The organism is Streptomyces sp. NPDC017991 (assembly GCF_044328075.1).
Lineage (GTDB): Bacteria > Actinomycetota > Actinomycetes > Streptomycetales > Streptomycetaceae > Streptomyces.
Genome location: NZ_JBIRGP010000002.1, coordinates 139,981 through 159,297, shown reverse-complemented (window position 1 = coordinate 159,297; position 19,317 = coordinate 139,981). Strand labels below are relative to the sequence as shown.

The window sequence follows — 19,317 nt, the reverse complement described above, 5'->3', positions numbered from 1 at the left end:
TCTACGTCCTTCGCGCGTGCAGCAGAAGGATCGAGGCCATCGACGGGACACGGCACGCCAGCCGGTCCAGCGGGCGCAACGGCCGCGGTACGCCGTGGAAGGGCGCGCCCCGCAGCCGTACGACCTCGAAGCCCGACGCGGTCACGAACTCCCGCAGGGCGCGGGGCGTGCAGAGCCGCAGATGGCCCACCACCTCCTTGCCGGGGCGGCCGTGGATCGCGCGCAGGCTCACCTCGGAGAAGACGGGCTGGACGCCGGCGAGGAGCAGGGCCCGGTTGTACCAGGCGGCCAGGTTCGGTGTGGAGAGCATGAGATGGCCTCCGGGGCGCAGGATCCGGTGGATCTCGTCGAGCGCCGCATCCGGGTCGACGAGGTGTTCCACGACCTCGCTGAACAGGACGGCGTCGGCACAGGCGGACCTGAACGGCAGCCCGCCGTCGGTGAGTTCACCGCGCACCGCGTACGGGAGCCGGGCGTGGGCGCGTCTGAGGGCGTCCTGGGACCAGTCGACGCCGACGATGCGGTGACCGGCGAGGAGCGGTGCGGCGGTCGCGGCGGCGGTGCCGTCGCCGCAGCCGATGTCCAGGACCGTGCGCGGGCCGGAGGTGGCCGGGCCGAGTGCGGCGGCGAGCATCCGGGCCTGGCGCAGACTGCGGGGCGTGCCGGAGGCGACCGGGACGGCCGGGTCCTCGTAGAAGTCCCGCAGCCCGTGCGGCTCGTGCGGTCCGTGCGGCTGCCTGCGGGGCGGGGCCGTGGTCATGGAGTGCCCCCTGTGCGGTTTTCAGTGGCGGTCTCCGTGGCGTGCAGGTAGTGCTCGAAGAGGTCGCGGAGGTGGTGGCCGTCGCCGTGGCTCAGCAGGGCGCGGGACCAGCGGAGCGCCACGTGCAGACGGCCCGCCGTGGCGGCTGTCGTGACCGTCAGCCCGCGCGGCATCCGGGCCGGCGCCGAGAACCAGACGGCGTGCGCCCGCCCGGCCTCCTCCCCGAAGTCCAGGGCGTACGGAACGCGGCCGATGTTGCTCAGCAGCGTGGTCGACGTCCAGGGCCCGGCGGCCCTCCGCAGGCCCCTGGTGAACGCGGCCCGCCAGGCGACGGGCACCACCGGGGCCGTCAACAGGGAGGCACCGTGCCCCAGTTGGGGGCGAGGCTGGGCCTTGAGGGCGCGGGTGCGGTCCGCCGTGCGGCGCAGCAGCGCGGCCAGGTCGGAGGCGTCCAGTTCCTCGGGGGCGAAGGGGACCTCGACGAGCCGGGTGCCGTTGCCGATCGGCATGTCCGTACCGCGCGGGCGGTCGTCCACCGGCATCGTGATGCGCAGCGGACGCGGACGGGCCCCGTGCTCCCGGTTCCAGTGCGCGATCATCAGCGCGGTGGCGGCCATCAGCTGGTCGTTCACGGTGTACGGGGAGCCCTTGGGCCGGCGCGGGACGCCCAGCTCGGTGACGAGCATGCCGTTGCCGTGGTTCCGGGGAGGTTCCGGGGCACCGCGCGCCACCCGGGCGGGCGGTGCCCAGGTGGAGGGGGTGTCGGGGGCGCGGGGAACCTCGGTGGTCGTGCGGGTCGGGGGCGCCGCCGGGGAGTTGTCCCGGCCGCCGTACAGCTCCGCCGCGGTCGCCAGGACCCGCAGACAGGCCGGACCGTCGAGCGCGGTGTGGTTGATGGTGAGGAACAGGACCGTGCCGTCGGCCGCGGGATCCCGGACGACCTCCAGCCGGATCGGCGGCGCGGCGGAGAGCGGCGGGGCGTCGCGCAGCGCCCGGTCCCGGGCGTGCTTCAGCGCGTCCCGGTCAGGCGCCGGGAACAGGACGGCGTCCACCTCGGCCTCGGGGGTCAGCTCCCACTCGTACCGCCTCCCGTACCAGGGGCGGGCCGCCTCGCGCATCAGGATGCGGGGGTGGCGGCGCAGGGCCCCGGCGAACGCCCCGCGCAGGCGGTCCGGGTCGAGGCGGCCCGGCAGATGGACCTCGATGTGGACGGTCTCCGGCTCCTCCTCCTGGAGGCAGTGCCGGGCGACCTCGTCCACCACGGGGAACGGGATGCGGGCGGGCGGTCCCGCGGGGCCGCCCGTGCCGTCGCGGGCGGGATGGTCCACGGCGGTCATGTGCCCTCCCCCTCCCCGGAACGCCCGCGGTTCCCGGAACGCCCGCGGCCACCGGGCTCCGGGTCGCGGAACGGCTTGCGCACGGTGGGCCGGCCGGCCTCCGGTGTGCGTGGTGACCCCGGCCCACGGGCCGAGACCGTCGGACCGGAGGCGAGCCGCGGCGGCTCCGTCGACACGAAGGGCGGTGGCGGCGCACCGGGTGCGCCGGGTGCTCCCGGAGCACCGGGAACGCCGTGCTGCGCGGGCGTGCCGGGTGCGGGGTCCGCTCCGGGGCCCGCGTGCTCCCCTCGCGTCCGCTGCGGCAGACGCGCAGTCGGGGCCTCGGACGCCGGGAGCGGAGGCGGCAGCGCGCCTGTGCCCGGGTGGTCGGCGCCCCGGGCGCCGCCCGCGCCGCCCCGTGTGCCGTACGACGCCTCGCCGACCGTCACCAGACCCGCGAACAGGCCGATCAGCGCCAGCAGTTGGGCGGTGCGGCCGAACGCTCCGGCGCCCTCGGCGACCGGCTCCCCGGCCCCCGTCGCGGCGGCGATCCCGGCCCCCGCGAGCGCGAGGAACGCGAGGGGTACGAGCAGTGCGTGCCGCCGCCGGGCGAGCAGCGCCAGGACCGGCACCAGCAGTGCGAGGAACCCGGCGATCACGATCCCCACCAGGGTGAGCACGATCGTGCCCAGGATCAGGCCGGGCGGGGGCGGCACCGGGGAGGGCGCGTCCGGATCGGGCGAGCGCCGCCGGAACAGGACGAGCCCCGCCAGGACGAGGAGGGCGACGCCGCCGCCGATCAGCCCGGCCTCGTACACCGTGGACGGTGCGTAGGAGAGCTTCACCGTGCCGCCCTCGCCCGCCGGGATCCGCCAGCCCTGCTGCCAGCCGTCGAGGCGTACCGGGTCGAGTTCGCGGCCGTTCAGCGTGGCCTTCCAGCCGTCGTTGAAGTTCTCGTACGTCGTCAGGTAGGAGGCCGCGCCCGCGCCGACGGTGACCGAGCGGCGGTCGCCGAGCCAGTCCCGGATGCCCAGTTCACGGCTCTGTGCGGCGGGGGTGGTGGCCGTGCCGCGGGTCAGCGTGACATCGGTGACGGCCAGGGGGCCCGCGTCACCCGCCTCGACCCGGTGCGAGCCCGAGCCGAGCGACAAGTCGGCGTCGGCGCGCCCCTCCTGGCAGAGCGTCAGCTCGACCGGCCGCCGCGCCACGAGGTCGCCGACCGTTCCCTCGGCGCTCGTCTCGTACAGCTCGTCGTCCACGGCGAGCGTCGGGCCCTTGCCGCAGGGCAGGTCGAAGGCGCGGGAGGCGAGGGCCTTCGGGGTGCGGTAGCGGTCGTCCAGGGCGGGGACGTACGCCTCGGTCAGGCCGACCGGAAGCTGCATGTCCTCGTCGGCCAGGGGGTTGTGAACGGTCATCGGGGCCGTCTCGGTGATGGTGATGTCGAGCCGGTCCGTGGTGATCGGGTCGAAGCGGACGGCGCCGTTCTCGTCGACACCGGCGACGACCGCGCCGTCCGGGGAGCTGATGTTCACCTCGGTGGGCCGGGTGGACAGTCCGCCGGCCGGGGCGAGGACGACCTCGCCCACCGGCTGCTTGTCCGGCCAGCTCAGCCGGATGGTCGGGTCGTCCCCGGCGATCCAGGCGGTCGTCAGATCACCGTCGGTGAGGTTGCGCGGCGACAGGCCGGTGCCGAGCCGGGCCGTGGAGCCGGCTGTCGCGGTGATCCGGTCGTTCTGCTCGGGCGCCACGTCGTACAGCAGCGCGTCGAGCGCGTCACCGGGTACGGGGACCGCGCTCGCCCGCACCGCGTACGTACCGGCCGCGTCCGAGGTCCAGCGGCGGTGCAGCCCGGTCTCCGTGCCCGTCGGCGAGAAGCCGCCCGGGTCGGAGGCCCGGTGCAGGGAGACCGTCTCGGCGGTCGCGTCGGCGTCCTCCGCGTCCCTCGGGAGCCGCAGCATGCGGGTCACCTGGACGTCCGGAACGCTGATCTCGGAGAAGCCCGCGCCGGAGAGCCCGGAGTGCCGGGCGGTCGACTCGACGACGGTGACCTTCAGCCAACCGGTCGGCCCCTCGGGGGACTTGATGCGCTGACGTGAGCCGTCGGCCCGCAGCGTGCTCGTCTCCGAGCCCCGTTCCGTCTCCACCCGCACCCGGGTCGGCGCCGAACGCACACTCTCCTGCGGCAGCGGGGTGACCTGGATCGACGCCGGGACCTCCGTCTCGTCCGTGAAGCCGATCCGCAGCCACTGCCCGTCCGCCGAGCCCACGGAGCCCTCGGCCCACGCCGTGTCGGGGTTGCCGTCGAAGGCGTTCACTGGGTCGTACTGCGGCAGGTAGTACAGCCAGTTGCCGCTCGACGACGCGGTCACCGAGCGCGCCCCGCGCAGCTCCGCCACCGTCTGGTGCCGGATCCCGTCCGAGGGCAGGATCTGGTGCGGCTCCTCCCCCGCGTCCTGGTAGCTGCCGGAGTGATTGCGTTCGTCACGGGTGTACGTGTACGAGGTGTTGGCGCCGACCAGCCCGAACCGGGTGTCGGCGCGCCGCAGCCCGTCGCCCACCACCTGGAGGCCGGGGGAGCCGAGACCGGGGTGGTTGTCGCCGGTCAGCACGGTCGCCCGGTCCCGCATCGCCGGGTCCGCGGACAGCGGCAGCAGCGCCTCGGGCCCGCCGGACACGACGGCCGTGTCGGCGACGGCCTTCAGCCCGGCCTGCCCCGGCCGGGGCACGTCGGCGGCCGGCTCGTAGATCTCGACGGCCCGCTGCCGCGGATACAGCCCCTCGATCTGGATGGGCGTGTTCTCCGCGATGCGCCCGCCCGTCATCAGCGGACCGAAGCCGGTCAGGCGCCGGTAGCCGGACTCCTCCAGGGTCCGCTTCACGGTCGTGGTCGGTACGTAGCCGAGCTGGTCCGGGTCGAGATCGTTGCGTACGACGACGTAGTGGACGCCCGCTCGGCCCAAGTAGTCCGCCAGGCCCGGGACCTGGCCGCCGGTCTGCAGGGACTGCTCGACGGCGTCCATCGCGCGCCGGTTGCCCGCGGTGCCGAACGGCACGTAGTCCCGCTGGGCCCAGCGGGAGTCGGCGAGCACGTCGAGGGGCTGGTCGATGGTGGAGCCCCAGGTGAAGATGCCGTGCGCGGTGGCGGGCACGACGAGGGCGCGGGAGTCCGGCGAGTACTTCTCCAGCCAGGACGCCGTGGACTTCCAGTACTTGGGGAGCTCCTGGAACGAACCGGGCTGCAGGATCGACCCGTTGAGGTAGGGCCAGGCGAGACCGGGGAGGACGAGGGCCGCCGCGATCAGGGGCGCGTACCGGCGGCCCCGTACCGGACGGGCGCCCTGGGCCCGCGAGGCGACGCCGACCAGGTGGGCCAGCCCGAGGGTCAGTGCGAGAGCGAGCCCCGTCTGGAACTTGTAGATGTTGCGGAAGGGGGCGAGCCCGCCGTCCAGCCAGTCCTGGACCACGCCGTGGAAGGGCGCGCCGAACGCACCGCCGTAGCCGGCCAGGGTGATCAGCGCGGCCGTCAGCACGGTCAGCACCAGCCAGCGCCGCTCGGGTATGTCCCGCCGGGCCAGGCCGGCGAGGCCGAGTCCGGCCGCCAGCGCCGAGGAGACGACGGCGACCACCGAGGCCGCCACGGTCCAGCCCGCGGGCAGCCAGGCCTCACCGAAGTGCAGATAGGCGACCCAGTTGCCGGCCCCGCGCAGGGACTCCGTCGCCGCCATGGTGTCCGTCGTGGTCTGCGAACTCTCCACGTACGGAAGGAAGTTCTCGCCGTAGATGCCCAGTACCAGGAGTGGGACGACCCACCAGGCCGTGGCCAGGAGCACGCCCGGCACCCACCAGGCGATCAGCTTGCGCCGGCGTGGACCGCGCGGGCGGGACAGGAGGTACAGGCCGACGGGCAGCAGGGAGGCCAGGGTGGAGGCCGCGTTGACACCGCCCATGAAGGGGATGACCAGCGCCGAGCGCAGGGCGGCCACCCGGGCGCTGTGGCGGTCGTTCGTCAGCGGCAGCAGCACCCACGGCAGGAAGGCGCCGGGCAGGGCCGCGGCCGAGGTCGAGCCGATCACGACGGTGAACACCGGCCACAGCGCGTACACCACCGCGCCGAGGAGCCGGGAGGCGGAACCGCCGATGTCCAGGCGCTCCGCGAGCCGCAGCGCGCCCCAGAAGGCGACCGCCACGACGAGCGACATCCACAGCCGCTCGGCCAGCCACACCGGCATGCTGATCAGGTCGGTCAGCCAGTAGTACGGCAGCATCGGGAAGGCGTAGCCGACGTACTGGTCCGCGATGCCGCCGAAGCCGCCCCGGTCGTGCCACAACTGGCCGAGGTCCGCCAGGAACTGGCCGGGGTCGAGCGCGACACCGAGCTTGGTGTCGAAGGTCTGCCGGCCCGGGTCCACGGCCAGGAACAGCACGAGGACCACGGCCCAGAACCCCAGCAGCCAGCGCCGCGACCGGGGCCCCTGCCCGGGGCCGGGGTCCGGGGCGAGGGGACGGGTCGCCGCTGGGGGAGGGGCCTGGACCGTGCTGGTCATGGACACCGCCGGAGGATGAGGAGGAGGTTCCAGGTGGCGAACTCACGCAGTCCCGGCGCTCTGGCGACGGCCTGGGCGAGGAACGGCCAGTAGCGGGAGCGCGCCGAGACGACCGTGACGTCGTCCCGGGCGCGCACCTGCCGCAGGGTGGGTCCGATGTGCACGGCGAAGAGGTTCTCGCCGAGGGTGTGCTTGGCGGGCCCGCCCGTACGGCGCCGGTAGCGCGCGCGGGCCCGGTCGGCGCCCAGGTAGTGCCAGGGCGCCCACTCGTGACCGCCCCAGGGGGACAGCCAGTTGGTGAACGACACGTAGATCAGCCCGCCGGGCCGGGTGACACGGACCATCTCGCTGAGGAAGGTCTGCGGGTCGGCGACGTGCTCCAGGACGTTGGAGGAGAAGCAGACGTCGGCGACGCCGTCCGCCAGCGGCAGCAGATACCCGTCGGCGACGACCGATCCCCCGGGCGGCTTCGGACCGAGTTCGCGCATGTCCGGCTCGAAGAGGTAGCCGTGCGCGCCCCGCTTCTGGAACTCCTCGGTGAAATAGCCGCCACCGCCGCCCACGTCCACGACGGTCCGGCCCTTCACCGGACCGTCGTACGCCTCCACCTGGTCGGCGGCGTCCCGGGCGAGCAGCGAGTAGCAGCCCTCGGGATCGTCCTGCTCGTGGCGGAAGGCACGGAAGAGGGCGAGGGAGCGGCGCAGCGAGGGGTCCCGCAGGCCCGTGCCGGGCCCGGGGCCCGCGCTCCTGCGCCGAAGCCCTTTCAGCCGGGAGGCCTGCTGCCGAAGACCTTTCGGCCGAGGAGCCTGCTGCCGAAGAGCCTTCGGCCGAGGAGCCCTCAGCCGAGGAGCCTGCTGCCGGGAGTTCTGCCGCCAAGGGGTCATGGTGTCCAGTCCCTCACCGCCTCCGTCGCCACGGCTCTGAACTGGCGAACCGTGCGGTGCCAGCGGTACTGGGCGGCGCGGTCGCCGGCCGCCTTGCCCATGAGGGTGCGACGGTGGGTGGACAGGGCGAGGGTGCACCAGGCCGCGGCGAACGAGGACTCGCCGCGGGCCAGCAGGCCCGTCTCGCCGTCCACGATCGAGTCGCGCAGGCCGGGCACGTCGAAGGCGATCGCGGGTGTCTCGCGGGCCGCCGCCTCCGTGACCACCAGACCCCAGCCCTCCACCGCGGAGGGGTGCAGCAGCAGCCAGGCGGCACACAGCAGCCGGTGCTTCTCGGCCTCGGAGACATGGCCGGTGAACTCGACGCCGGGACCGGCCAGTTGCTGGAGCCGCTGCCGTTCGGGTCCGTCGCCGACGATCACCAGCCGGCCGCCGGTGACCGGGCGGACCCGTTCCCACAGGCGCAGCAGCAGATCGATCCGCTTGTACTCGACGAGCCGTCCCACGGCCAGGAACAGCGGTTCCGGTGAGCGTTCGGCCGGTGCGCCCGGCTCCTCCACACCGTTGTGGACGACCCGGATGCGTTCGCGCTCGACGCCGATCGCGCGCAGCGCGTGCGCCGTCGACGGGGAGACGGCGACCAGCAGGCCGCCGCGCTGCCCGCCCGCCAGTGCCCAGTGTTCGAGTCTTCGCCCGAGCCGGGCGGCGGGGGCCAGCGGTCCGCCGAACCGCATCCGCCACAGGTCGGTGTGCACGTGGTTGACCAGGCACAGGGTCGGTCCGCGGTGCCACAGCGGTGCCAGGTACGGCATGCCGTTGCAGACCTCGACGAGCAGATCGCAGTCGCCGACCTGGCGTTGGAACGCCGATCTGGCGCGCAGGTAGTGGCCGAGGTCGCCGCCCGCCGACACGACACGGTAGTCGCGGTACGCGGCGGGTCCGCCGCACAGCAGGGTGACCTGATGGCCGAGGTGGGTCAGCCCCTCGGCGAGTCTGTCGACGAGGAGTTCGGAACCGCCCGCCGCTTCGTTGCCGTAGTCACGGCGGGCGAGGAAAACGATGCGGCGCGGCTGTGGGGGGAGCGCCGGGTGTCGCTGCGCGGAGCGGGGAAAGGCGGCGCGCAACGACGAAGGCACGTGCTGGGGCATGGGTGCTCCAACTCGTCTCGGGGTGCGGAACCAGCGTGGGACGTGGGGGGTTGGTGCGTTCCGGTGAGGGTGAGGGTGAGGGCGAGGGTGCGTGTGACGGTGCGTTCGGTGCGGGAACCCTGAATGTCCCGCGGGGAGGATCCGTACGGAGGGGTGGAACCGATCGGTGAAACCGTTCTGCCGGTACTTCGGTGGGGTTTTCGTGGGGTTTCCGCGGGACTTCTGTGGGGTGTGTTCCGTGGGGGTGAACGGGGCCTGCTGTGACGGGTTGCGGAGGGACTGTGTTCGGGTGGGGTGGACAGTTTTCGCCCGCTGGTTCGCTGCGGCTACTCACCGAAGTGACAATTTCGGGGCTTTGTGGAGCTGACGTCTCATCACATCGTGAGCGGTTGCTGGGAGCTCTCGGGCGTATCGGCATGCGGACGTCGTCGTGCGACCAGAACGGCACCGACCGCCGTGAGGACGAGACCGGCGATCCCCGCTCCCAGGGGCAGCGTCCGCCCCACCATGCGCAGCAGACCGCTGTCCGTGTCGGCGAGATCCACCTGCTTCTTCTGGGTCTCGGGGGTGAACGCGATCCGCTTGCTGTCGAGCAGGACGACGGCGTCCTTCTTCGTCCCGGGCGCCCGGAGCGTCTTGCGGGGGCCGATCGCCGCGTAGATGATCCGCCCCGTGCGCTGGTCGGCGACCAGTTCCACGCCGTGGTTGGCGTACCACTCCTCGGCGAGTACCTGACCGGCGTCCTCCACGCCCACGAGCGTGCCCGGCACCAGTCGGGTGCCGGTCTTGGTGGCGGGCACCGTTCCGGTGAACCGCAGACCCGTGTACCCCTGGATCCGCTTCTTACCCCGGTACTTCAGCGTGACGGTCGAGCCGAGGGTGTTGTCCCACCAGATGTACGAGCGTTTCTGCACGTCGAAGGGGAACTTGAGGTAGGCCTCGCCCTCGAAGTACGGCTTCTCCTCGCAGCAGTGGACCGGCTTGTTCGTCCTGCGGTCGGTCACCCAGCGCTCCATGGTCCACTGGAGCGAGTCGTGCGGGTCGGCCGCGGGCAGCGACTTGTCGGTGTCGACGGACGTGGACACGTCCCAGACCGCCCGGCCGCTCTTCTCGCTGTCGGCGACGTCACCGCGGACCTGCCGGGTGATGGTGATCTTCTTGTCGCGGACGGTCTCGATCTCGTCGGTGTCGAAATAACTGCCCGTGCCGGTGAAGACGGTCGTCTGGTCGGTGTCGACGGGAGTGCGCTGGGCGCGTGGTTCGACGTACCAGGCGAGCAGGGGGGCCAGGACGAGCAGGAAGACGCCCAGACCCAGTACGACCAGGGAAAAGGGTGTGGCAGTACGGCGCATCCGGGCACTCCTAGGGCTCTTGGTGACGCGGCACGAACAGGTGCCGGCACGGTGGGGGAGGGTGCAGGTGCGGTATGGGCCGGGAACCGTAGGCGCACCCTTGACGAAGTGTCAATGTCGCGATGACACTGAGGACTTGCCGGCACCGGGGACTCGTCGGCCGGGGTGAGGTGGGCCCGGCGGCGAGGGAGATGTGCCGCGCCCCGCCAGGGGCGCGGGGAACTGCGCGGCCAGCCACGATCGGCCCGCGGATTCGGGATTTCGGACGGCGCTCCCAGCGGAGCGCCTCGGTGGGAGTGACCTTTCGACAGAGAGGCTGACCCGCGATGTCCAGACTGCCCGCCGTTCTGCTGACCGTGACGGTCGCCGCCGTGCTCGCCGTGGGCGCCGCCCTCGGTGTCGTCGCGCTGCTCGACGCGACCCCGGAGCAGCCGAACACGCCGCTCATCACCTATGAGACGGCCGGCCGGGAGCGCTGACCATGGCTCTCCGCCCGGCACCCGTCACCGTGCGCTCGGCCTGGCACGACGTACCGCGCCTCCAGGTGCGGCAGTTCGCCGCACTCGCGATGGCCGAGGCACCCGCGCTCGCCGAGGAGATCCTCCAGGAGATACAGCACGAGTACCCCCATCTGCCGGTCGTGCTCGACGACTCCGGCGAGCCCATGGCGCTGGTCGGGATCCGCCGGGCCATCGAGGTGTTCGTCCAGCATCTGGAGACCGCCGAGGGCCGGCCGCGCGTCCACCCCGAGGTGTTCCAGGAGTTCGGCCGCGGCGAGGGCATCAACGGCCGCAGCCTCGACTCGCTCCAGGCGATCTACCGGCTCGGCGTACGGCTCGCCTGGCGCCGGTTCGCCGAGATCGGGACGCGGGTGGAGATCCCGCCGCCCGCGATGTACGAGCTGGTCGACGCCGGATACGAGTACCTGGACGGGCTGGTCGACCAGTCCGTACGGGGTTACGCCGAGGCCGCCGCCCGGCAGGCCGGGGAACGTCTGAGGCTGCAACGCCGGCTGATGGAACTACTGCTCGCCGAGCACCACCGCGGTGATCCGGCCGAGGCGCTGACCGAACGGGCCGCGCGGATCGGCTGGCCGCTGCCCGGCAAGGTCGCGGTCGGCGTACTGCTGCGGCCCGCCCGGGAGGCCGTCGCCCCCGCCGTGGGCCAGGGCGTGCTGCTGGACATGGAGTACGAGCAGCCCCGCATGGTCGTGCCCGAGCCCGACGCCGCGGGGCGCCCCGAACTGCTGCACCGGGCGCTGACCGGCTGGGCCGGCGCGATCGGACCGCCCGTGCCGCTGCGCGACGCGGCGAAGTCGCTGCGCTGGGCGGAGGCGGCGGTACGGCTGATGGAGCGCGGGCTGCTGCCCGCGGGAGAGGTGCTGTACTGCACCGAGCACACCGAGGCGCTGGTGCTGCTGCAGCCCGAGGAGCTGATCGATGATCTGGCCCTGCGCTGTCTGGAGCCGCTCGCCCACTGCGGTCCCACGCACGGGCGGCGGCTCGCCGAGACGATGCTGGCCTGGCTGGAGACACGGGGCGGGGCTCCCGAGGTGGCCGCGCGCCTGGGGGTCCATCCGCAGACCGTACGGTATCGCCTTCGGCAGATCAGGGAGCTGTGGGGGGACGAGGTCGATGACCCCGACCGGCGCTTCGAGCTGGAGCTGGTGCTCCGGGCCCAGCGCCTCCGGGGTGAACTGGGCGACCCCCGCGCCCGCCGCTGAGACCGACCTTTCTTTCCCGCCCACCACCCGTTTCAAGCAGTCCACCGGTGGGCCAGCAGAGCAGGGGTTCGGGCAGCCCCACCCCCACCGCTCACGCGCGCCCATTGCCCCGCCCAACCCGTGTGAGTAGCCTGTGTTCGCTATGCCGATCGGCTGTTGAAATTTCGAACATAAGGGAGGGGGCCAGTTGTGGGACGCCTCGTACCTGCCGTAACCAGGGCTCTCGACATACTTGAGCTCTTCCTCGATGGGGACGGCACACTCTCCGCCCCCGACATCGTGCGCCGGCTGCAGTTGCCGCGCACCACCGTGCACGAACTGGTGACGACGCTCGCCGCCCGTTCGTACATCACGCCCGTACCGGGTCAGCCCGGACGCTACCGGCTCGGCGTGCGGCCGTACCAGCTCGGCAGCCGCTACTCCGAGCAGCTGGACCTGGCCGCCGAGGGGCAGCAGGTCGCCCGGTCCGTCGCGGAGACCTGCGACGAGACCGTGCACGTGGCGATCCTGGAGGGCACGGACGTCATCTACATCGCCAAGGTCGACTCCACGCACGCCGTGCGCATGGTGTCCGCCGCCGGGCGCCGCCTCCCCGCGCACTGCACCTCCGTGGGCAAGATGCTGCTCGCCTCGCTGTCCGAGCCGGAGCTGACCTCGCGGATCCCCGACGACGCCGACCTGATCCGGATGACGCCGAACAGCATCACCGAGCCGGCCGCCCTGCGCGAGGCCCTCGTCGAGATCCGCGCCCGCGGCGTCGCGGTGGAGAGCCGGGAGTCGAATCCTGACGTCAGCTGCGTCGCCGCGCCGGTGCGCGACCGCACGGGCCAGGTCGTGGCGGCCCTGTCCATCTCCGTGCCGATGATCCGGTGGAGCGAGGACCGCAAGGCCGAGCTGGAAGGGCTCGCCGCCAAGGGCGCGGCCGAGCTGTCGGAGCGACTCGGACACCGGAGCGTGGGATGACACGGACGCACGCGTACGAGGTGGCGGTCCGGGCGGAGGCGGCCCTGGGGGAAGGCCCCACCTGGGACGCCGACGCCCAGCGGCTGATCTGGATCGACATCCTCGGGTCCCGGGTGTTCACGTACGACCCGGTCTCCGGCCGTCGCACGGTACTGGCCACCGAGCAGCACGTGGGCGCCGCCAAGCCGCGGGTGGGCGGCGGCCTGGTCGTCAACCTCCGTGACGGGATCGGCCTGTACGGCCCGGACTCCGTCGCGGGTCCCGGCGGCGGCCCCGCGGAAAACCCCGCGGGGGGCGCCCAGGAATTCCGCTGGCTGCACCGCGAGGTCGTCCCCGGCCGTCGTGCCAACGACGCGGCGGTGGCGCCCGACGGCTCCCTGTGGGCGGGCACCATGCGTTACGACGAGGCACCGGGCGGCGGCACGCTCTCCCGGGTCGCCCCGGACGGCTCGGCCGAGATCGTCCTGGACGACGTGGCGGTGAGCAACGGCACGGGCTGGAGTCCCGACGGCCGCCTCATGTACTACATCGACTCGCCGACGCGACGGATCGACGTCTTCGACGTCGACGGCCAACAGATCGGCAACAGGCGCCGGTTGGCGGTCATCGAGGAGGGGGACGGCTTCCCCGACGGGCTGACCGTCGACGCCGAAGGCTGTGTCTGGGTGGCCCTGTGGGACGGCGGCGCGATCCGCCGCTACACCCCGTCCGGCGTGCTGGACCACGTCGTCGAACTGCCCGTACCGCGCCCCACGGCCTGCGCGTTCGGCGGCACCGACCTGACCGACCTTTACATCACGACGGCCCGCACGGGCCTGGAGGCACCGCACCCGCTCGCGGGGTCGGTGCTGGTCGTACCCGGCGCGGGCAGGGGCCTGCCCCAACCAGCCTTCGCCGGCTGAGGGTTGCCGACAGCCGACAGCCGACAGCCGACAGCCGACAGCCGACAGCCGACAGCCGACAGCCGACAGCCGACAGCCGACAGCCGACAGCCGACAGCGGGTCAGACGGCCCGATCTGAGTCGTCGGTCAGCGCGGCGGCGGTCATGGTGAGGTGTTCGACCAGGACCGCCGCCGCCGTGTCCGCGTCGCGGGCCAGCGCCGCCTCCTCCAGCCTGCGGTGCTCCTTCGCGCCGTCCCGGCCGGGGTTGCGGTGCGCCGACCAGCGCCGGGCCAGTTCGCTCGCGGTCCACAACCGGTCGAAGGTCTCCAGCAGCGTGGGGTTGCCGCACCCCTCCAGCAGCGTGCGGTGGAAGGCCCGGTGGGCCTCGGCCCAGGCGGCGGTGTAGTACTCGCCCTCCTCCGGCGTGAACGCCGGGGTACGCGCCAGCCGATGGTGGGCCGCCCGCACGCGGGCCTCCCAGTCGAGGTCGCCGCGCTCGACGGACATGCGCAGGACGACCGGTTCGATGGTTCTGCGCGCCTCCGCGATCTCCTGCCAGCGGCGGTCCGAGAAGGACGGGACCGTGAACCCGCGGTTGGGCAGCCGGTCGGCGAGCCCCTCACCCACCAGCCGTACGAGCGCCTCGCGCGTGACGGCCAGGCTCACGCCCTCGTCCTTGGCCAGGTCCTGCGGCTTGAGGGCGTCCCCCGGGGCGAAGTCCCCGCGCATGATCGCGTCCCGCAGGTGTGCGTAGACCTGCTCGGAAAGCATCTGCTTCCCGGCGGGGGCCGGGGGGCGAGGCGGTGTGTCAGTCATGACCTCAGCATAGACGATTTCGCGGATAATCGATTATTGATGTTACTGTCGATTCTGTGGTGAGCCGCCGACGCCACCTCCGTCACCGTCACCGCCCTCGGCGCACAGTCCCGAAAGGAACACCCAGTGACCAGCAACGACCCGTTCGCCCGCCTCCCCGAGGCAGCGGCCTTCACCGTCACCAGCACCACCGTCGCCGACGGATCCGGCTGGCCGCCCGAGCAGCACGCCTCCGGCCTGCCCGGCGGCAAGGACGTCTCCCCGCAGCTGTCCTGGAGCGGCGCACCGGAGGGCACCAGGAGCTACGCCGTCACCGTGTACGACCCCGACGCCCCCACCGGGTCCGGGTTCTGGCACTGGGCGGTCGCCGACATCCCCGCCACGGTCACCGAACTGGCCGAGGGTGCCGGTGACGACACGGGTTCGGGTCTGCCCGAGGGTGCCTACCAGTTGCCGAACGACGCCCGCGTGGCCCGTTACATCGGCGCCGCCCCGCCGGCCGGACACGGCCCGCACCGCTACTTCGTCGTGGTGCACGCCCTCGACACGGCCCTCATCGGCGTCCCGGCCGACGCCACCCCGGCCGTCCTCGGCTTCACCATGGCCGGCCACGTCCTCGGCCGCGCGGTACTGATCGCCACCGCCGAGACTCCCCCCGAGGCATCCGCCTGATGGCGCCGCCCCAACTCCCCGGAGAGGCAACCCTGATGGACCTCAACGCCGTCCGCGAAGTCGGCCAGGCCGTCAGCGCGGCCCATCTGTTCACCTACCTCGCCCCCGAAGGAGCCCAGGAGGCCGCCGAGTTCGGCGTCACCGACCGCGGACCGGCGTACCTGGCGTTCCGGTCGGCCGCGATGGGGGCGGTTCCGTGGCAGGTCACGCTCGCGGCCTTCTACAACTTCAGCCCCCGGGCGGTCCGGGCCATGGACGGCGTGTGGGACGCCGCGTCGCCCGAGCGGTGGCAGGCCGCCCGCTTCAAGGCTGCGGGGCGGGCGATGCGGCGGGTGGGCGTACGCATGACGGCCGACCGACTCGCCGAAGCGCGCTCGCTGATCGATCCGGTCGTGGCCGGCGCCGACTACGCAGGAAAGGCGCTGGCCGCCGCGAACGCGTCGGTCGCGCTTCCGCCGGATCCGCTGGTCGCGCTCTGGCAGCAGATCACGGTGGTGCGCGAGTGGCGCGGCGACGCGCACCTGGTCGTGCTCGCGGACAACGGCGTCGGGCCGTGCGACTGCCTGGTCCTGCACACCGCGTCGGGCAGCCTCCCGACAGCTCTCGCGCGCACGACCCGCCAGTGGGACGACGGGGAGTGGGCCGCGGCGACGGCTCGTCTGGTGGCACGCGGCTGGCTCGACTCCGACTCCACGGGCGCCGACTCCACGGACGCCACCCTGACCGGTGCCACCCTGACCGACGCCGGCAGCGCGGCCCGCGAGCGGATGGAAGCGGAGACGGACGAACACTGCGCCGCGCTCTGGGCGCCGATCGGGGACACGGGCGCCCGCCGCCTCGCCGCACTCATCGCGCCGATCACCGACGCCTTCGCCGCGGCGGGGACGTTCCAGGGGGTTCGTCCGACTTGAGCCCCCGCCCCCGGGCGGTCACAGGTATCCACAGGGAAATTCCTGCGCAAACCATTGACGGGTAAGCGCTTCCTATCTACGGTCCGTTCGAAGTTACGAGCACCAATCGAAATCTCGAACGGGGATCTCGAACAGAGACATCACGAACAGATGGGGCAGGGCATGGGACGACCTGGCCTGAATCGCAGGCAGCTCCTGGCGGGACTCGGCGGCGCAACGGTCGCGGGCAGCCTCGGATTCGCCGCGCTCGGCACCGGAGCGGACGCACTCGCCTCCGGCGCGGACACCCGCGTGCGCTACTGGAACCTCTTCAGCGGCGGCGACGGCTACAACATGATCGCGATGCTGGACTCCTTCCGGAAGGCGAACCCGGACATCGACGTGAAGGACTCCACCCTCCAGTGGGGGAGCCCCTTCTACACCAAGCTGGCCATGGCGGCGGCGGGCAACCGCGCACCGGACCTCGGCGTCATGCACCTGGGCCGGGTCACCGGGTTCTCGCCGGGCCGGCTCCTGGACCCCTGGGACGTCGACCTGCTCGCCGAGTACGGCGTGCGGGAGGCGGACTTCAACCCCGAGCTGTGGAAGCGAGCCGTCATCGACGGCAAGCTCTACGCGCTCCCGCTCGACATCCACGTCCAGCTCTGCTTCTACCGCAAGGACGTGCTGAAGAAGGCGGGCCTGCTCGGCGACGACGGCCACATCGTGCCGGTCACCTCCGTCGACGAGTGGTTCGACGTCCTGAAGGAGGCCAAGAAGGCCACCAAGAAGGGCCTGCAGACCATCGGCATGTGGTCCAGCGACCAGAACTTCCAGTGGTGGTTCTTCGTCGCCTTCTACACCCAGCTCGGCGGCACCTGGTTCGACGACGCCAACACCGAGGTCACCTTCGACACCGACAAGGCCACGCAGGTACTGGAGTTCCTGCGCCGGCACATCACCGACGGGTACGTGAACCCGGGCTTCGCGGGCGGCGCGGGCGCCGAACAGTTCGTCAACGGCGGGCCGTTCGTCTGGGAGGGAAACTGGTCGGTGCCCGTCTTCGACGGCGCGAAGATCGAGTACGGCGCCACCCCGCTGCCCCCTGTCTTCGGCGCACAGGCGACCCACGCCGAGTCGCACTCCTTCGTCCTGCCGCACCAGGCGGACCGCGGCGGAGCCGCCAACGAGGGCGCGCACCAACTCGCCGCCTACATCGTCCAGCACGCCCAGCAGTGGGCGGCCGGCGGCCACATCCCCGCCTACACGCCGACCCTGTCCTCGGCCGCGTACAAGAAGATGAACCCGCAGAGCGAGTACGTCACGGCGATGGACCACCAGGCCACCGAGCCGAAGGTGTGGTTCGCCGGGTCCACCGGCATCCTCGCCCAGCGCGTCGGCCCGATCGTCGTCTCCGCCACGCTGGGCTCCGCCAAGCCGGACGCCGCCGCTCGCACCATGAAGAGCACGCTCACCGAGCTGCTCGCCTCGAAGAACCCCATGGACGGCAGGACCGCCGCGCAGGGAGGTGCCGTCGCATGACGACGACCAGCGCACAGACCGTCATCACTCCGGCGCGCACGAGGACGGCGGCGGACACCGCCACCGTCCGCCGCAAGCAGGGCTTCCAGCACGGCGCCTGGTTCGTCGCCCCGTTCCTCGCGCTGTTCACGCTGTTCGTGATCTGGCCGCTGCTGCGCGGCGTCTACCTCAGTTTCACGGACGCCAACATCTCCGGCGACGCCACCAGCTTCATCGGCCTCGACAACTACCGCGAGGCCCTGGACGACCCGCTGGTGTGGGAGTCACTGGGCCACAGCGCCTACTTCACGCTGCTGGTCGTGCCCTGCATCACGGTCCTCGCCTTCCTCCTCGCGATGCTCGCCCACCACATCGAGCGCGGCAAGTGGCTGTGGCGGCTCTGCTTCTTCGCCCCCTTCCTGCTGCCGTCCACCGTCGCCGCCAACCTGTGGCAGTGGCTGTTCAACCCCGGTACCGGCATGGTCAACCACGTGCTCGGCATCGAGACGGCGTGGCTGACCGACAAGTCGTACGCCATGCTCGCCGTCGTCGTCTGCACCCTGTGGTGGACGGTCGGCTTCAGCTTCCTGCTCTACCTCGCCGCCCTCCAGGGCATCCCCGCGCACCTCTACGAGGCCGCGAAACTGGACGGCGCGAACGCCTGGCACCGCATGGTCCACATCACCCTGCCGATGCTGCGGAACATCACCGGACTCGTCCTCGCCCTGCAGATCCTCGCCTCGCTCCAGGTCTTCGACCAGGCCGTGGTGATGATGGACTTCCTGCCGGGGCCGGAGGGCTCCACCCGCACCTTCGTGCAGTACACCCTCGAAGAGGGCTTCACCAGCTACCGCGTCGGCTACGCCTCCGCGATCTCCATCATCTTCTTCGTGATCATCGCGGCCGTCGCCCTCGCCCGGATGTGGCTGCTGCGCAACCGTGAGGAGGGCGGCCGATGAGCACCGCCGCACAGACACGACTCAAGCCCCGCAGAGGGGCCCGCAAGCCCTGGACGCCCAGCCAGATCGTGCTCACCCTCATCGCCACCGCCGTCTCGGTGGTGTTCCTCGCGCCGCTGGTGTGGGCGCTGTTCACCTCGCTCAAGTCCGAGACCGAGGCCGTCGAGGTGCCGACGCACTGGCTGCCGAAGGAGTGGACGACCCAGGCCTGGTCGGCGATCTTCGAGACCGGCAACATCACCAACTGGTTCGTCAACTCGCTGGTGGTCTCGGTGTGCGTGACGGCCGTGGTCCTCACCGTCAGCGCGCTCGCCGGATACGGTTTCGCCCGCACGGAGTTCCGCGGCAAGAAGGCCCTGCTCGGTCTGGTCATGACCGGCCTGATGGTCTCCCCGGCCGTCCTCGGCGTGCCCCTCTTCACCACCGTCCAGCAGATGGGGATGGTCGACACCTACTGGGGCATGATCCTGCCGCAGTGCGCGCCCGCCGCGATGGTCTACATCCTCTACAAGTTCTTCCAGGGCATCCCGCGCGAACTGGAGGAGGCGGCCTTCATCGACGGCGCGGGCCGCTGGCGGGTCTTCTTCACCATCGTGCTCCCGCTCTCCCGCCCCTCCCTCGCCGCGGTCGGCATCTTCACCTTCATCGCGTCCTGGAACAACTTCCTGTGGCCGTACATGGTGACCAACAACCCCGACCTGATGACCATGCCGAACGGCATCGCGACCGTCATGAACTCCTACGGCATCCAGTGGGCCCAGCTCATGGCCGGCGGCCTGATGGCGGGCCTGCCGCTGATCATCGTCTTCGTCTTCTTCCAGCGCCAGATCGTGGCGGGCGTCGCGCACACGGGCCTCGCGGGCCAGTAGGACCCACGCCCCCTCCT

16 protein-coding genes are annotated in these 19,317 nt (G+C 72.2%); 9 read left to right on the top strand and 7 right to left on the bottom strand.

Annotated features, from left to right (window positions below; translation table 11 throughout):
- Position 1 precedes the first annotated feature (1 nt).
- The 6 genes from ACH4DZ_RS05340 to ACH4DZ_RS05315 form a co-directional block, all read right to left on the bottom strand.
- The gene (locus tag ACH4DZ_RS05340; protein ID WP_398285605.1) at positions 2-760 is read right to left on the bottom strand and encodes a methyltransferase domain-containing protein; all 759 of its coding nucleotides are present in this window, start codon (positions 758-760) and stop codon (positions 2-4) included.
- A complete protein-coding gene (locus tag ACH4DZ_RS05335; RefSeq protein WP_398285604.1) occupies positions 757-2,097 on the bottom strand; it encodes a condensation protein in 1,341 nt (446 codons plus the stop codon). The genes ACH4DZ_RS05340 and ACH4DZ_RS05335 overlap by 4 nt, the downstream gene beginning before the upstream one ends.
- Entirely contained in the window at positions 2,094-6,620 is a 4,527-nt protein-coding gene (locus tag ACH4DZ_RS05330) for an alpha-(1->3)-arabinofuranosyltransferase (protein WP_398285603.1), read from the bottom strand. The genes ACH4DZ_RS05335 and ACH4DZ_RS05330 overlap by 4 nt, the downstream gene beginning before the upstream one ends.
- Complete coding sequence (locus ACH4DZ_RS05325; protein ID WP_398286207.1) at positions 6,617-7,462, bottom strand: class I SAM-dependent methyltransferase; 846 nt, start codon at positions 7,460-7,462, stop codon at positions 6,617-6,619. The genes ACH4DZ_RS05330 and ACH4DZ_RS05325 overlap by 4 nt, the downstream gene beginning before the upstream one ends.
- Positions 7,463-7,500: 38 nt before the next feature.
- Positions 7,501-8,652, bottom strand: coding sequence for a glycosyltransferase family 4 protein (locus ACH4DZ_RS05320; RefSeq protein ID WP_398285602.1), 1,152 nt, complete (start codon positions 8,650-8,652; stop codon positions 7,501-7,503).
- Positions 8,653-9,026: 374 nt separating this feature from the next.
- Positions 9,027-10,004, bottom strand: coding sequence for a DUF3068 domain-containing protein (locus ACH4DZ_RS05315; protein ID WP_398285601.1), 978 nt, complete (start codon positions 10,002-10,004; stop codon positions 9,027-9,029).
- 326 nt (positions 10,005-10,330) lie between these two features.
- Between ACH4DZ_RS05315 and ACH4DZ_RS05310 the strand changes: the two genes are divergently transcribed.
- From ACH4DZ_RS05310 to ACH4DZ_RS05295, 4 genes are all read left to right on the top strand, one after another.
- Positions 10,331-10,483 (top strand): hypothetical protein, encoded by a 153-nt coding sequence (locus tag ACH4DZ_RS05310; RefSeq protein ID WP_189777135.1) that lies wholly within the window; start codon positions 10,331-10,333, stop codon positions 10,481-10,483.
- Positions 10,484-10,485: 2 nt separating this feature from the next.
- Positions 10,486-11,727 carry a helix-turn-helix domain-containing protein gene (locus tag ACH4DZ_RS05305; protein ID WP_398285600.1) on the top strand — a complete coding sequence of 414 codons (1,242 nt, stop codon included), beginning with the start codon at positions 10,486-10,488 and terminating at the stop codon, positions 11,725-11,727.
- A 189-nt stretch (positions 11,728-11,916) separates the two neighbouring features.
- Positions 11,917-12,690 carry an IclR family transcriptional regulator gene (locus ACH4DZ_RS05300; RefSeq protein ID WP_398285599.1) on the top strand — a complete coding sequence of 258 codons (774 nt, stop codon included), beginning with the start codon at positions 11,917-11,919 and terminating at the stop codon, positions 12,688-12,690.
- Positions 12,687-13,592 (top strand): SMP-30/gluconolactonase/LRE family protein, encoded by a 906-nt coding sequence (locus ACH4DZ_RS05295; protein WP_398285598.1) that lies wholly within the window; start codon positions 12,687-12,689, stop codon positions 13,590-13,592. The genes ACH4DZ_RS05300 and ACH4DZ_RS05295 overlap by 4 nt, the downstream gene beginning before the upstream one ends.
- Before the next feature lie 101 nt (positions 13,593-13,693).
- On the opposite strand, the gene ACH4DZ_RS05290 is transcribed toward ACH4DZ_RS05295, so the two are convergent.
- Positions 13,694-14,389, bottom strand: coding sequence for a GntR family transcriptional regulator (locus ACH4DZ_RS05290; protein WP_398285597.1), 696 nt, complete (start codon positions 14,387-14,389; stop codon positions 13,694-13,696).
- Between the two features lie 126 nt (positions 14,390-14,515).
- On the opposite strand from ACH4DZ_RS05290, the gene ACH4DZ_RS05285 reads away from it, so the two are divergent.
- The 5 genes from ACH4DZ_RS05285 to ACH4DZ_RS05265 all read left to right on the top strand — a co-directional run bounded on the left by ACH4DZ_RS05285 (position 14,516) and on the right by ACH4DZ_RS05265 (position 19,300).
- The gene (locus tag ACH4DZ_RS05285) at positions 14,516-15,061 is read left to right on the top strand and encodes a YbhB/YbcL family Raf kinase inhibitor-like protein (RefSeq protein WP_398285596.1); all 546 of its coding nucleotides are present in this window, start codon (positions 14,516-14,518) and stop codon (positions 15,059-15,061) included.
- A gap of 35 nt (positions 15,062-15,096) precedes the next feature.
- Positions 15,097-15,972: a hypothetical protein gene (locus ACH4DZ_RS05280; RefSeq protein ID WP_398285595.1), complete on the top strand. Its 876-nt coding sequence runs from the start codon at positions 15,097-15,099 to the stop codon at positions 15,970-15,972.
- A 162-nt stretch (positions 15,973-16,134) separates the two neighbouring features.
- Entirely contained in the window at positions 16,135-17,493 is a 1,359-nt protein-coding gene (locus ACH4DZ_RS05275) for an extracellular solute-binding protein (RefSeq protein ID WP_398285594.1), read from the top strand.
- Entirely contained in the window at positions 17,490-18,431 is a 942-nt protein-coding gene (locus ACH4DZ_RS05270) for a carbohydrate ABC transporter permease (protein WP_398285593.1), read from the top strand. Before ACH4DZ_RS05275 ends, ACH4DZ_RS05270 begins: the two co-directional genes overlap by 4 nt.
- Complete coding sequence (locus ACH4DZ_RS05265; RefSeq protein ID WP_398285591.1) at positions 18,428-19,300, top strand: carbohydrate ABC transporter permease; 873 nt, start codon at positions 18,428-18,430, stop codon at positions 19,298-19,300. The genes ACH4DZ_RS05270 and ACH4DZ_RS05265 overlap by 4 nt, the downstream gene beginning before the upstream one ends.
- The last annotated feature ends 17 nt before the right edge of the window (positions 19,301-19,317 follow it).